Genomic DNA, 13,065 nt, shown 5'->3' on the forward strand with positions numbered 1-13,065 from the left:
GACGAAGCGCGCCTTGCGGAGGAGGCGCGCCTCGCCGAAGAGGCACGGCGCAGGGCTGACGAGGAGGCCCGGCTCGCGGAAGAGGCTCGACTCGCGGAAGAGGCGCGACTGGCCGAAGAGGCTCGTCTCGCGGAAGAGGCCCGCCTCGCCGAAGAGGCTCGGCGTCGAGCTGAAGAGGAAGCTCGGCGACTGGCCGAAGAGGCTCGTCTTGCCGAGGAAGCGCGCCTTGCGGAGGAGGCGCGCCTCGCCGAAGAGGCACGGCGCAGGGCTGAAGAGGAGGCCCGGCTCGCGGAAGAGGCGCGACTGGCCGAAGAGGCGCGACTGGCCGAAGAGGCGCGACTGGCTGAGGAAGCCCGGCTCGCCGAAGAGGCACGGCGCCGAGCAGAGGAAGAGGCGCGATTGGCTGAGGAGGCCCGCCTCGCGGAGGAGGCTCGTCTCGCCGAAGAGGCCAGACGTCGAGCGGAGGAAGAGGCGCGACTGGCCGAGGAGGCCCGCCTCGCCGAAGAGGCTCGTCTCGCCGAAGAGGCGCGACTGGCCGAAGAGGCTCGTCTCGCGGAAGAGGCTCGTCTCGCCGAAGAGGCCAGACGTCGAGCGGAGGAAGAGGCCCGCCTCGCCGAAGAGGCTCGTCTCGCCGAAGAGGCTCGGCGTCGAGCTGAAGAGGAAGCTCGGCGACTGGCCGAAGAGGCTCGTCTTGCCGAGGAGGCGCGTCTTCGAGCTGAAGAGGCGCGACTGGCTGAGGAAGCCCGCTTGGCGGAAGAGGCTCGCCGTCAGGCGGAAGAGGTTCGACTCGCTGAGGAGGCTCGTCTTCGGGCGGAAGAAGAGGCGCGCCGTGCCGAGGAAGCCCGGCTGGCCGAGGAGACTCGCCGCGCCGAAGAGGCTCGGATCGCTGAGGAGCAGAGGCTGGCCGAGGAAGCCCGACTAGCCGAAGAGGCTCGCTTGGCGGAAGAGGCTCGTCGTCGGGCTGAAGAGGAGGCGCGGCTGGCCGAAGAGGCGCGGCTAGCTGAAGAAGCCCGTCGTGCAGAGGAGGCTCGACTCGCAGAGGAGGCTCGTCTTCGGGCGGAAGAAGAGGCGCGCCGCGCGGAGGAAGCCCGCCTCGCCGAAGAGGTTCGGCTGGCTGAAGAAGCCCGTCGTGCAGAGGAGGCTCGACTCGCAGAGGAGGCTCGTCTTCGGGCAGAAGAAGAGGCGCGCCGCGCGGAGGAAGCCCGCCTCGCCGAAGAGGCGCGGCTCGCGGAAGAAGCCCGCTTGGCGGAAGAGGCCCGACTCGCAGAGGCGGCCCGCCTCGCGGAAGAGGCGCGACTGGCCGAAGAGGCTCGGCTCGCGGAAGAGGCTCGGCTGGCTGAGGAAGCCCGCCTCGCTGAAGAGGCTCGTCTTCGGGCTGAAGAAGAGGCGCGGCTGGCTGAGGAGGCTCGTCGCGCCGAAGAGGCTCGGCTGGCTGAAGAAGCCCGCTTGGCGGAAGAGGCTCGTCTTCGGGCTGAAGAAGAGGCGCGACTGGCTGAGGAGGCTCGGCTCGCCGAAGAGGCTCGTCTTCGGGCTGAAGAAGAGGCGCGGCTGGCCGAAGAGGCGCGGCTGGCTGAGGAGGCTCGTCGCGCCGAAGAGGCTCGACTCGCCGAAGAGGCGCGGCTGGCTGAGGAGGCCCGCCTCGCCGAAGAGGCTCGTCGTCGAGCAGAAGAAGAGGCCCGTCTCGCAGAGGTAGCCCGCTTGGCGGAAGAGGCTCGTCGTGCCGAAGAGGCACGGCTGGCTGAGGAGGCCCGCCTCGCCGAAGAGGCGCGGCTGGCTGAGGAAGCCCGCTTGGCAGAAGAGGCCCGCTTGGCGGAAGAGGCTCGTCGTGCCGAAGAGGCACGGCTCGTTGAAGAAGCCCGCCTGGCGGAAGAGGCTCGTCGCGCCGAAGAAGCCCGCTTGGCGGAAGAGGCTCGTCGCGCCGAAGAGGCGCGGCTGGCTGAAGAAGCCCGCCTGGCGGAAGAGGCTCGTCGCGCCGAAGAGGCTCGTCGCGCCGAAGAGGCGCGGTTGGCTGAGGAAGCCCGCTTGGCGGAAGAGGCTCGTCTTCGAGCGGAAGAAGAGGCCCGTCTCGCAGAGGCGGCCCGGCTGGCGGAAGAGGCTCGTCTCGCCGAAGAGGCTCGTCGCGCCGAAGAGGCTCGCCTTGCGGAGGAGGCCCGTCGCGCTGAGGAAGCTCGACTGGCGGAGGAGGCCCGTCGCGCGGAGGAGGTGCGTCTTGCCGAGGCGGCTCGTCTCGCGGAAGAGGCTCGTCTCGCTGAAGCCGCACGTCTGGCCGAAGAGCAGCGGATCGCCGAGGAGGCGCGTCTCGCGGAGGAGAAGCGTCGTGCCGAGGCGCGGCGCCTCGCCGAGCAGCGGCGTCCCGCCGAGGTGTCCCAGCTCTCGGATATGGCTTTCATCGCCGAGTCGGCCGAGTTGCAGGATGGGGAGCTGATCCTCACCGCCTCGCCGATCGACGACTCCCCGTCTCCCGAGGCCGGCCAGTTCGCCGATGTACCCGTCGCTCCTGCAGCGGGAACGAAGCCCGGAGCCCAGGACGAGGCCTCCCTCGCCGAGGTCGCGTCTTCCTCCGAGGTCTGGTTCGACGCATTCCCGAGCGATACGCCTGGGAACCCTGGCGCGCTGGAACTGGCCGGAAGCCCGGGCAGCGCGGAGCTGCCCTCGCAGGACGATACGGCCGCGCTCCAGCACGCACGCGAACAGGCCAATGCCGCGCAGATGCAGGACATGGAGGACGCGATGCGGCGGGCCGGGGCCGCTGCTCCCGAGTCGTGGCTCATCGACGCTCTCCCCACCGGGCCAGAAGCGGACGTTCTGGTGGCCGCCACGCCGGGAGTGACCGCGCCCTCGGCCCCTGTCTCCCCGGCACCGGCGAGCCAGCCGGGTGGCGACCAGGACTTCTGGGTCGAGTTCTCGACCCCCGAGCCTTCCGCGCCCGTGGCCCCCGTCGTCGCCGCACCCGTCGCTCCCCCGTCGGCTGCCCGCCCGCAGCCCGCGGTGCCGCCTCGGGCCGCCGTGCCTCCGGGGCTCCGCTCTCCCTCGGCTCCCGCGCCGGCCGGTGCCGTGCCTCCGGGGCTCCGTTCTCCCTCGGCCCCCGCGCCGGCCCCGGCGGGTGTCGTTCCTCCGAACCTGTCGGCTCGTGCCAATGCGCCCGCCCCCGCGCCCATGCAGCCGCTCCGGCTGGGACCGGACGCACCTCGCCCCACGGGCGATGACGACCTCTGGCGCATCGTCACCTTCGACCGGGCCAACGCCTCCGTCGAGGCTCCCGGCGACATGAGCGCCTCTTTCGAGGCCGCGCTGCAGCAGGTCGATGCCCACCTGGAGTCGCTCGTCCAGACCGAGGTTCCCCAGGCCCGTGCTCCCGCCGTCGCGCCGACGGTGAAGGCCAGCGTCCCGGCCACCCCCGAGGTTTCTCGCCCGGCTCCGGCACCCGCGCCCGCTCCGGAGGCCCGTCCCTCCACCCCAGGCCAGGCCAGCCAGGTCCAGCCGCCCGAGGACTGGGACGAGCTGGCCCTCGGCGAGGACGATCTGGTGGGTGAGCCCACCGACGAGGCCTCGAAGCAGCGCCGCCAGCGCCTGCTCCAGCGCACCCTGGAGACCCTGGGGCCCCCCGCGGCCAGTCCCGCCCCGGCCCCCGGAGTCGCTCCCGCCGCGGCCTCGCCCGCGGCCGCGCGACCCGCTCCCAGCGCGCCGGCCCCGAGCGCTCCCGACGAGCAGCAGCTCGCCCAGCTCATCGAGCAGCGCTACGCCGACGTGCAGGCGAAGCGGGACCACTTCACCACGCTCGGCCTGGCCATCGGCCCGGAGGTGAAGCGCGAGCAGGTGAAGACGGCGTTCCTCGCGCTCGCCAAGCGCTTCCATCCGGACCGCCTGCCTCCAGCCCTCTCCGCGCTCGCGCCCAAGATGACCGCCGTCTTCGAGGCCATCCGCGAGGCCTACGAGGTCCTCTACGACGACGCGAAGCGCGCGGCCTACCTCCAGGAGCTGCGCTCCAAGGTGCCCACGCAGAGCGCCCCCCGGCCCGGTGGCGTGGACCCGAACGACCTCTTCAAGATGGGCGAGGTCTTCTTCCGCAAGCGGGACTTCGCGGCCGCGGTCGAGCACTTCGAGCGGGCCTACAGCGCCGACCCGAAGGCCCTGTACCTCGCCGCCTGCGCGTGGGCCATCTACATGGACCCGCAGCGCAAGGCCGAGGTGCCCAAGGCCAAGCAGATGATGGCCGAGGCGCTCAAGCGGGACGCGAACTGCGACCGGGCCCACTACCAGCTTGGCGTCATCGCCCGCGTCGAGGGCGACATGGACCGGGCCGAGCGCCACTTCCGCGAGGCGGTGCGCGCCAACCCCAAGCACCTCGAGGCCAACCAGGAGCTGCGCCTCATCGAGATGCGCAAGAAGAATCCTCCGCCCCCCAAGAAGGGCGGCCTCTTCCGCTGACGGTGGCTCCAAGCCCCTACCTTCCGCTCCCCCCTCCTACCCAGGGCGGGCAGGTCGGGGCTTTCCTGGAGCCGTCGCCCGCCTGATCGGCCTCCGGGCGGGTTGCGAGCCACCCCGGACGGAGCCCGCTCCCCTGGACGCCGGCCGAGAACCCCGCTCCCTCTACCATTGACATGCCTGGAGAGCGGGCATGATCATCCGGGCTTCTCCGCGTCGGGCCCCGTCTTCAGGTGGCTCGCAGCGAAAGGCAATCGAACGTGGCCAAGCAGCACCTGCTCCTGGTCGATGGTGACCCGAAGAGTCTCCGCGTCATGGAGGTCAGCCTGAAGAAGGCGGGCTTCTCCGTCACGACCGCCATCCACGGGAAGGATGCGCTCGAGAAGGTGCAGATCAGCCCGCCGGATCTCGTGCTCGCCGACACGAAGATGCCGGAGATGGACGGCTTCGAGCTGTGCAAGGCGCTCAAGTCGGACGAGCGCTTCAAGCACATTCCCTACGTCTTCCTCACCAACCAGAAGGCGGTCGAGGCGAAGGTGAAGGGGCTGGAGCTCGGGGGCGACGACTACCTGACCAAGCCCATCTACATCAAAGAGATCGTCACCCGCCTGACGATGATCCTCCAGAAGGTGGACAAGGAGAGGATCGAGCGGCGCGAGACGACCAAGGGCGGGTTCGCCGGCAACCTGGCCGACATGGGCGTGGTGGACCTGGTCCAGACGTTCGAGATCGGCCGCAAGACGGGCAACATCTCCATCAAGGGCGAGCGCGTCGCCACCATCTACTTCAAGGAAGGCCGCGTCATCGACGCGGAGATGGGGCGGCTCAAGGGCGAGAACGCCTTCTACCGTCTGCTCAACGCCACCGAGGGCGAGTTCGAGGTGCAGTTCACCGCGCTCGACCGTCCCGAGCGCATCGAGGTCTCCACCCAGGGCCTGCTGATGGAGGGCATGCGCCGCCTGGACGAGTGGGGCCGCATGCTCGAGCAGCTCCCGCCGCTGGAGACGGTGTTCGAGATCGACTACCACCAGCTGGCCGACCGGCTCTCGGAGATTCCGGACGAGGTCAACGGGCTGCTGCGCCTCTTCGACGGCAAGCGCAGCCTGAGCCGGGTGGTGGAGGACTCGGACTTCGACGACCTGGCGGCGCTCGGCATCATCAGCAAGCTGTACTTCGAGGGCCTCATCCGCGAGCTGGGCAGCGTCTCGCAGGAGCCCGTGCAGAGCGGCAAGCCCGGCATCGAGGAGTGGCTGCACACCGCGCCGGCGCCGAGCGCTCCCACCGAGCCGGCTCCGGAGCCGGTGGCTCCTCCCGTGGTGCCCGTGCCCATGCCCTTGGCCGTGGTGGCGCCCGTGGCCGTGGTGGCGCCCGTGGTGGCACAGCCCGAGCCGCCTCCGGTAGCGCCCGTGGTGGCGCAGCCCGCGCCGCCGCCCGTGGTGGCGCCCGTGGCTTCGGAGCAGCCCCAGGTGGAGGCGGCGCAGCCGCCGCAGCCCGCCAACGTCGTCGTCTTCGAGGCCAAGCCTCGGCGCGCACCGGTGCTCCCGGAGCAGGACATCGTCGCGCCTCCGGTCCTGGCCGAGGGCTCGTCGTTCCTCGTGGAGCCGGCGCCGGCCCACCGCGCCAAGGAGCAGGAGCGGCGCAGCCTGCTGCTCGACTGGAGCCGGGTAGACGTGGATGGCCTCGGCTCGGCGGGTGGGTGGGGTCCGGGCTGGTCTCCGGCTCCCCGCTCGCAGACGTCGTCGGTTTCTCCCGCGTCCGTCGCCAGCACGCCCACGTCCTCGCCTTCGACGCCGGCCCCCGTGGAGCAGCCAGACTCCTCGCCGCGTGGCCCCATCTTCGGTGGCGCCGCCGTGGCGCCCAATCCGTTCCCGCCCGTGCCGCCTCCGGAGCCCGCGACTCCGGCCGAGGAGGTGACGCTGGTGTCGGGGATGAAGCCCATCGCTCTGGCCCCGGAGAGTGAGCCGACGCCCACGCCCGTTGTCGCCGCCGAGAAGCCCGCGGAGAAGCCGGCCGAGAAGCCCCAGGTCGCGAGTGAGCCCGTCGCGGCCAGGCCCACCGAGGAGCCCAAGCCGGAGCCCAAGCCGACTCCGCCCATGGCCACCACCAGGCCCGTGGTGGAGCCCAAGCCGACCCCACGGCCCAAGAAGGGTCCGGCGGCGGGCGAGGGTGCCGTGCAGCCGTCGAAGCCGAGCCGCACCGGCCTCTATATCGGGGTGGGTGTCGCGGCGATCGCCGTGGCCGCCGCGGTGGTGATGTTCGGTCGGGGCAGCGGCTCGGATGTGCCGCCGCCGAAGCCCGCGCCCACCGAGCAGGTGAAGCCGCCGGCCCCCGAGGCGAAGGCGCCCGAGACGAAGACGCCGGAGACGAAGGCGCCCGAGGCGAAGCCCGCCGAGACGCCGCCGGCCCAGCCGGAGCAGCCGGCCACCGCGCAGAACACGCCGGCCGCGACGCCGGAGACTCCCAAGCCCGTGGAGCAGCCGCCCGTCGTCCTGACGGCGACGCCGCCCGTCGAGGACGATGGGAAGGACGAGGAGGTGGAGCAGGCCGAGACGCAGAAGCTGAGCCCCGAGGCCCGGTACGCCAACCTCGTGCGCAGCTCCAAGCGGCTCATCGCGGCGGGCAAGTTCAAGACGGCCGCGCTCTCCTACCGCAAGGCGCTCGCCCTCAAGCCCGATTCGGCCGAGGCCAAGGCGGGTCTGGGCATCGCGCTGGTGAGCGGCGACCCGAGCAACGCGGGCTACCGCGAGGCCGTCAAGCTGCTGGAGGACGGGCTCAAGGACCAGCCCAACAACGCGCGTGCGTGGTTGTGCCTGGGCATGGCCCGGCAGATGACCCAGCAGGATAAGAAGGCAGTCGACGCGTATAAGCGCTATCTCTTCCTGGAGCCCTCTGGCCAGTTCGCCAACGACGTTCGCGCCGCGCTCAAGCAGCTCGGCCAGTAGGCGGGCGGCGGGCTCCTGGAAAGGCTGCCTCCTTGCTCGTACTCGGACTCGAAACCTCTTGTGATGAGACCGCCGCCGCCCTCGTGGAGGACGGCCGGCGCGTGCTCGCGGACGTCGTCTCCACCCAGGTGGACATCCACCGGCGCTGGGGTGGGGTGGTGCCGGAGCTCGCCAGCCGCAACCACGTGGTGCAGGTCATGCCCGTGCTGCACGAGGCCCTCACCCGCGCGGGCAAGACGCTCGATGACGTGGACCTCATCGCCGTCACCTCCGGGCCCGGCCTCATCGGCGCCCTCCTGGTGGGCGTCCAGGTGGCCAAGTCCCTGAGCCTCGCCACCGGCAAGCCCTTCGTCGGGGCCAACCACCTCGAGGGGCACCTGCTCGCCATCCGGCTGCTCGAGGACGCCCCGGAGCCCCCGTTCCTCGGGCTCGTCGTCTCTGGAGGCCATACCAGCCTCTACGAGGTGCAGGACTACGGCCGCTACCGGCTGGTGGGCAGCACCCGCGACGACGCCGCGGGCGAGGCCTACGACAAGACGGCGCGCATCCTCGGCCTGCCGTACCCGGGTGGGCTGCCCATCGACCAGCTCGCGCAGAAGGGGAACCCGGAGGCCATCCGCTTCCCCCGCGCGCTGCCCGGCTCGGAGAACTTCGACTGGTCCTTCTCCGGCCTGAAGACGGCGGTGCTTCAGCATGTGCGCAAGCACGGCATGCCCGAGGGGCAGGCGCTGGCGGACCTGTGCGCCTCCTTCCAGGAGGCCGTGGCGGACGCGCTGTCGAAGAAGTTCGTCGCCGCCGCGCGCCGGCTGGGCCTCAATCGCCTGGTGGTGTGCGGGGGCGTGGCGGCCAACTCGCGGCTGCGCTCGCTGTGCCAGGAGCGCGCCGAGGAGCGGGGCCTGAAGCTCTACCTGCCGCCGGTGCGGCTGTGCACGGACAACGGGGCGATGATCGCCGTGGCGGGCTACGAGGCCTGGCGCCGGGGCCTGCGCGGCGACTTCAATCTGTCCGCCGATCCCGCCTGGCGCATGTGATAGGGACCTCTCCGTGGATACACCTCGTGACATCCTCCGGCGTCATGGCCTGCATGCCAAGCACAGCTGGGGGCAGAACTTCCTCGGAGACCCGGAGATCCTCGAGGCCATCGCCGACGCGCTGGAGCTGCGCGAGGGCGAGCCCCTGGTGGAGCTGGGTCCGGGCCTCGGGCACCTGACGCGCTTCCTCGCGGCCACGGGGGCGCGTGTCACCGCGGTGGAGAAGGACCGCGACATGATCGCGGTGCTGGAGAAGGAGGCCATCCCCGGGGTGCGCGTGGTGTCCGGCAACGCGGCCACGGTGGACTTCGCCGAGGTGGCCGGCGTGCCCGAGCTGAAGGTGGCGGGAAACCTCCCGTACCACCTGACGAGCTCCATCCTCTTCCAGGTGCTGGAGCAGCGCGACCACGTGACGTGCGCCGTCTTCACCCTGCAGAAGGAGGTGGTGGATCGGCTCTCGGCCAGGCCGGGCGGGCGCGAGTACGGCCTGCTCTCCGCCATCCTCGGCCTGTACTTCGAGCCCGAGCACCTCTTCGACATCGACGCCCATCGCTTCCACCCGCCGCCGAAGGTGGACTCGGCGGTGCTGCGGCTGACGCGGCGGCCCCAGCCCCTGGCCCCGGTGGTGGATGGCGCGCGCTTCATCCGGCTGGTGAAGGCGGGCTTCGCGCAGCGGCGCAAGACGCTCATCAACTCGCTCAAGTCGGACAAGTCACTGGGCACGCTGGAGCAGCTCCAGCAGGCGCTGGCGACGGCGGGCATCGACCCCACCCGTCGCGCGGAGACGCTCTCGCCCGAGGAGTTCGCCGCCATCGAGCGCGCACTCGGACCCGTCGCGGGGTAGCGGGAGAGGATTGATGAGACCCCTGCCAATGGAGGCCCTGGAGCCGGTGCTCAACCGCTTCGGCGTGCTGTACGCGGTGTTCGCCCGCCCCAATGGGGAGGTGCTGCTGCGGTGGGGTGATCCGAGCACCATTCCCCTGATCGACGAGCACGCCTTCGTGGGCGCCACCCAGGACATGGTCCGCGTCTACCGCTCGCTGGAGCGGATGCTGCTGCCGCAGATGGACGTGCAGGGGGACCACCTCGGCATCCGCTCGAAGGTGGGCGACAAGGTGGTGTACGCGCTCTTCTTCGAGACGCGGCGCTTCGAGGCGGCCACGCCCGTCGAGCGGCTGCGGACCGAGTACTCGTTCTGCAAGTCCCTCGGCAACGCGGTGGACACCGCGCTCCAGCCGTGGGTGGCCACGCTGTAGCCCCCAGGGCCGCTCAGCCCTCGCCGCCGCCCAGCATCTGCGACAGCCCGCCCTGCTGGGAGAGCCATGCGCGGAACGCGTCCTCGGGCAGCCGCATGCGCGCGAGCACGTCGCGGAGGATCTCCTCCGGCGAGCCGTCCTGCCGACGCTTCAGCTCCAGGGCCATCTTGAGGAGGGCCACGCCGTAGAGGGGGTCGGTCTCCACCAGCTCCGCGGGGGCCTGGGCCGTCTCGGTGGACGTGGCCCGACGTGGCTCCAGCTCGATGACCGTCTTCGCCCGCTGCCGTCGATTCATCTCCCTCGGCCCCTGCGCGCCCACGTGTCCCGCACCGCGCGTGCGTCTTGGTAGTGGACCCCTCCCGAGCCGTCAAGGGGGAGCGCGTGCCTCGTGCCGGAACATTGCCCGAGGGGCACTCCCATGTTCTATATCCGCGACCCGCTGCCGGCCCGGAAGGGTGGGCGCGTGGCTTTCGTTTAGAGGTCGGAGGTCTCGAAGGGGATGGACAACCGCTACATCGTGGTCGAGGGGCCCATCGGCGTCGGCAAGACGAGCCTCTCCAACATCCTCGCCGAGCGTTTCGGCGCGCGGCGCATCTTCGAGCGCTTCGAGGAGAATCCCTTCCTCGCCAACTTCTACGAGGACCGGCAGAAGTACGCCTTCCAGACGCAGCTCTTCTTCCTGCTCTCGCGCTTCCGGCAGCAGGAGGAGCTCGTCCAGCAGGACCTCTTCAACTCGGTGACGGTCAGCGATTATTTGTTCGCCAAGGACCGCATCTTCGCGTGCCTGACGCTGGACTCGCACGAGCTGGCCCTCTATGACCGCGTCTTCGAGGCGCTCAGCCCGCGCGTCACCCAGCCGGACCTCGTCATCTTCTTGAAGGCGCGGCTGGACGTGCTGCTCTACCGCATCAAGAAGCGCGGCCGGGAGTTCGAGCGGCAGTTCGACGCCGGCTACCTGGAGGAGCTCGTCCACGCCTACAACGAGTTCATCTCCCACTACACGGCGACGCCCATGTTGGTGGTGGACACTTCGGACATCGACTTCGTCCACAACGAGGGAGACCTCAAGGGGCTCCTGGGCGCCATCGATCGGGCGCGTCAGGGCACCCAGCACTACCTCCCCATGGCGAGCAAGCGGGCGGGGTAGTGGCTCGGCTGGTCGCCTGCCCTCACGAGAAGTCCCCGCGGCGCGTCCAAGGGCGTTAGAGTCCCCCGTGGATGGTCATCTCCGGCGAGCCCCTACCGGGGACGGCGAGGGGTGCGCATCCACGCAGCGCAGGACGAACCCTCACCGCCATAGGAGGTGAACCGTGAAGGACAAGGTCACCATCCATACGCTGAAGCGCCAGAAGCAGAGCGGCCAGAAGATCTGCATGGTCACGGCCTACGACGCCACCTTCGCCCGGGTCTTCGATGAGGCCGGCGCGGACGTGCTGCTCGTGGGGGACTCCCTGGGCATGGTCGTCCAGGGGCATGACTCCACGCTCCCCGTCACCATGGACCAGATGGTGTACCACTCGGCCGCCGTCACGCGCGGGACGAAGCGGGCGCTCGTGGTGGGCGACATGCCCTTCATGAGCTACCAGGTCTCGGTGGAGGAGGCGGTGCGCAACGCCGGCCGGCTGGTGGCGGAGGGCAGGGTGGGCGCGGTGAAGCTGGAGGGCGGCGCCGAGTTCGCCAACGTCATCTCCGCCATCGTGCGCGCCAGCGTCCCCGTCATGGGCCACCTGGGCCTCACGCCCCAGTCGGTGCACAAGATGGGCGGCTACGTGGTGCAGGGCCGCGACGAGGACGCCGCCCGGAAGATTCTCGAGGACGCCATCGCGCTGGAGCGCGCCGGCTGTTTCTCGCTGGTGCTGGAGGGCGTGCCGCTGGAGCTGGCGCGCACCATCACCCAGCGCCTCTCCATCCCCACCATCGGCATCGGCGCGGGCAAATACTGCGACGGGCAGGTGCTCGTCTGCTACGACCTGCTGGGGATGAATCCGGACTTCAAGCCCAAGTTCGTCAAGCGCTACGCCAACCTCCACGGCTCCATGACCGAGGCGGCGGGCGCCTATTTCGCCGAGGTGCGCGCGGGCACCTTCCCGGACGAGGAGCACTCCTTCAAGTCCAAGCCCATCCGCCTCGTGCCCGTCAGCCCCGAGGTCGAGGCCACCACCGAGGCCGCGGAGAAGCTGGGCCCCGTGTACGGAGCGCCGGTCTAGTCCATGGCACCGCTCGTCCTTCGCACCGTCGCCGAGACCGCCGCCTGGGCGGAGTCCATTCGTCGCTCGGGCCGCCGGCTGGCCCTGGTGCCCACCATGGGCTACCTCCATGACGGCCACCTCTCGTTGATGCGCGAGGGACGCAACCGGGCCGACGTCGTCGCGGCCTCCATCTTCGTCAACCCCACCCAGTTCGGTCCCTCCGAGGACCTGTCGCGCTACCCGCGGGACATGACGGGGGACCTGGCCAAGTGCGCCAGCGTGGGGGTGGAGGTCGTCTTCGCGCCCGAGCCGGCCGAGGTGTACCCGCCGGGTTTCCAGACGTACGTGGACGTGGAGAAGGTGAGCCAGGGGCTGTGCGGGGCGCGCCGTCCCGGCCACTTCCGGGGCGTGGCCACGGTGGTGACGAAGCTGCTGTGCCTCTTCAAGCCCCACGTGGCCCTCTTCGGCGAGAAGGACTACCAGCAGCTCCAGGTCATCCGCGCCCTCGAGCGCGACCTGAACCTGGGCGTGGAAATCGTCGGCATGCCCACCCTCCGCGAGGCGGACGGGCTGGCGATGAGTTCCCGCAATGCCTACCTGTCCCCGGAGGACAGGAAGCGGGCGCTCGCCCTGTCGCGAGGCCTGTCGGCCGCCCGGGCCCTCTGTGAAGGGGGCACGCGTGAGGCCCAGGCCCTGGTCGGCGTGGTGCGTCGTGAATTGGAGGCGGCGGGTCTGCGCGAGGATTATGTGGAGTTGATGGACGCCACCTCGCTGACCCCCCTGTCGGCCGTGACTCCAGGCCAGCCGGCACGGCTGCTGGTGGCGGCCTTCGTCGGTACCACACGGCTGATCGACAACCAGCCCATCGGGGCCTAGAGGACGCGAGCGTATGTCGGGTGCAAAGGGCAAGGGCGGGACGGGCGACTCCGGCATCAAGGTCATCGCCGAGAACCGCAAGGCGCGCGCCGCCTACTCCGTGGACGAGAAGGTCGAGGCGGGCCTTCAGCTCTCGGGCAGCGAGGTGAAGGCGCTGCGGGCTGGCACGGCCAACCTCTCGGATGCGTATGCCCTGCCCAAGGGCAGCGAGCTGTATCTGCTCAACGCCCACATTGGCACCTACAACCCTTCCAGCTTCTTCACCCACGAGCCCTTGCGTGGCCGCAAGTTGTTGATGCACCGCGAGGAAATCGACCGTTGGGCGACCAAGGTGCGCGAGCGAGGC

At 70.6% G+C, this 13,065-nt stretch carries 12 protein-coding genes; 10 read left to right on the top strand and 2 right to left on the bottom strand.

The window, feature by feature from the left end; translation table 11 throughout:
* A partial coding sequence (locus tag VF697_RS07590; protein ID WP_331092828.1) for a hypothetical protein occupies positions 1-922 on the top strand: 922 nt, incomplete at its 5' end.
* Positions 923-996: 74 nt separating this feature from the next.
* On the opposite strand, the gene VF697_RS07595 is transcribed toward VF697_RS07590, so the two are convergent.
* Positions 997-2,682, bottom strand: coding sequence for a hypothetical protein (locus VF697_RS07595; protein ID WP_331092829.1), 1,686 nt, complete (start codon positions 2,680-2,682; stop codon positions 997-999).
* A gap of 27 nt (positions 2,683-2,709) precedes the next feature.
* Here VF697_RS07595 and VF697_RS07600 point away from each other — a divergent pair, with 27 nt between their 5' ends.
* The 5 genes from VF697_RS07600 to VF697_RS07620 all read left to right on the top strand — a co-directional run bounded on the left by VF697_RS07600 (position 2,710) and on the right by VF697_RS07620 (position 9,654).
* Positions 2,710-4,428, top strand: coding sequence for a J domain-containing protein (locus VF697_RS07600; RefSeq protein WP_331092830.1), 1,719 nt, complete (start codon positions 2,710-2,712; stop codon positions 4,426-4,428).
* Between the two features lie 257 nt (positions 4,429-4,685).
* Positions 4,686-7,367 (top strand): response regulator, encoded by a 2,682-nt coding sequence (locus tag VF697_RS07605; RefSeq protein ID WP_331092831.1) that lies wholly within the window; start codon positions 4,686-4,688, stop codon positions 7,365-7,367.
* A gap of 32 nt (positions 7,368-7,399) precedes the next feature.
* Positions 7,400-8,398 (top strand): tRNA (adenosine(37)-N6)-threonylcarbamoyltransferase complex transferase subunit TsaD, encoded by a 999-nt coding sequence (tsaD, locus tag VF697_RS07610; RefSeq protein ID WP_331092832.1) that lies wholly within the window; start codon positions 7,400-7,402, stop codon positions 8,396-8,398.
* A 13-nt stretch (positions 8,399-8,411) separates the two neighbouring features.
* Positions 8,412-9,242, top strand: a complete 831-nt coding sequence (gene rsmA / locus VF697_RS07615; RefSeq protein ID WP_331092833.1) for a 16S rRNA (adenine(1518)-N(6)/adenine(1519)-N(6))-dimethyltransferase RsmA — start codon at positions 8,412-8,414, stop codon at positions 9,240-9,242.
* A gap of 13 nt (positions 9,243-9,255) precedes the next feature.
* Positions 9,256-9,654, top strand: a complete 399-nt coding sequence (locus tag VF697_RS07620; RefSeq protein ID WP_331092834.1) for a hypothetical protein — start codon at positions 9,256-9,258, stop codon at positions 9,652-9,654.
* Positions 9,655-9,667: 13 nt separating this feature from the next.
* Here VF697_RS07620 and VF697_RS07625 read toward each other — a convergent pair whose 3' ends face one another.
* Positions 9,668-9,949: a hypothetical protein gene (locus VF697_RS07625; protein WP_331092835.1), complete on the bottom strand. Its 282-nt coding sequence runs from the start codon at positions 9,947-9,949 to the stop codon at positions 9,668-9,670.
* Between the two features lie 204 nt (positions 9,950-10,153).
* On the opposite strand from VF697_RS07625, the gene VF697_RS07630 reads away from it, so the two are divergent.
* The 4 genes from VF697_RS07630 to VF697_RS07645 all read left to right on the top strand — a co-directional run.
* Complete coding sequence (locus VF697_RS07630) at positions 10,154-10,801, top strand: deoxynucleoside kinase (RefSeq protein WP_331092836.1); 648 nt, start codon at positions 10,154-10,156, stop codon at positions 10,799-10,801.
* Between the two features lie 163 nt (positions 10,802-10,964).
* Positions 10,965-11,861: a 3-methyl-2-oxobutanoate hydroxymethyltransferase gene (gene panB / locus VF697_RS07635; protein WP_331092837.1), complete on the top strand. Its 897-nt coding sequence runs from the start codon at positions 10,965-10,967 to the stop codon at positions 11,859-11,861.
* Between the two features lie 3 nt (positions 11,862-11,864).
* On the top strand, positions 11,865-12,719 hold the full coding sequence (gene panC, locus VF697_RS07640) for a pantoate--beta-alanine ligase (protein WP_331092838.1): 855 nt from the start codon (positions 11,865-11,867) through the stop codon (positions 12,717-12,719).
* A gap of 13 nt (positions 12,720-12,732) precedes the next feature.
* A partial coding sequence (locus tag VF697_RS07645; protein ID WP_331092839.1) for an SsrA-binding protein occupies positions 12,733-13,065 on the top strand: 333 nt, incomplete at its 3' end.

The organism is Archangium sp. (assembly GCF_036388035.1).
In the GTDB taxonomy this organism is placed as follows: domain Bacteria; phylum Myxococcota; class Myxococcia; order Myxococcales; family Myxococcaceae; genus Archangium.

Coding starts and splice junctions, on each gene's coding strand:
- VF697_RS07600 (WP_331092830.1), top strand. CDS start 2,710: ATGCAGGACATGGAGGACGCGATGCGGCGGGCCGGGGCCGCTGCTCCC.
- VF697_RS07620 (WP_331092834.1), top strand. CDS start 9,256: ATGAGACCCCTGCCAATGGAGGCCCTGGAGCCGGTGCTCAACCGCTTC.
- VF697_RS07625 (WP_331092835.1), bottom strand. CDS start 9,949: ATGAATCGACGGCAGCGGGCGAAGACGGTCATCGAGCTGGAGCCACGT.
- VF697_RS07630 (WP_331092836.1), top strand. CDS start 10,154: ATGGACAACCGCTACATCGTGGTCGAGGGGCCCATCGGCGTCGGCAAG.
- panC (WP_331092838.1), top strand. CDS start 11,865: ATGGCACCGCTCGTCCTTCGCACCGTCGCCGAGACCGCCGCCTGGGCG.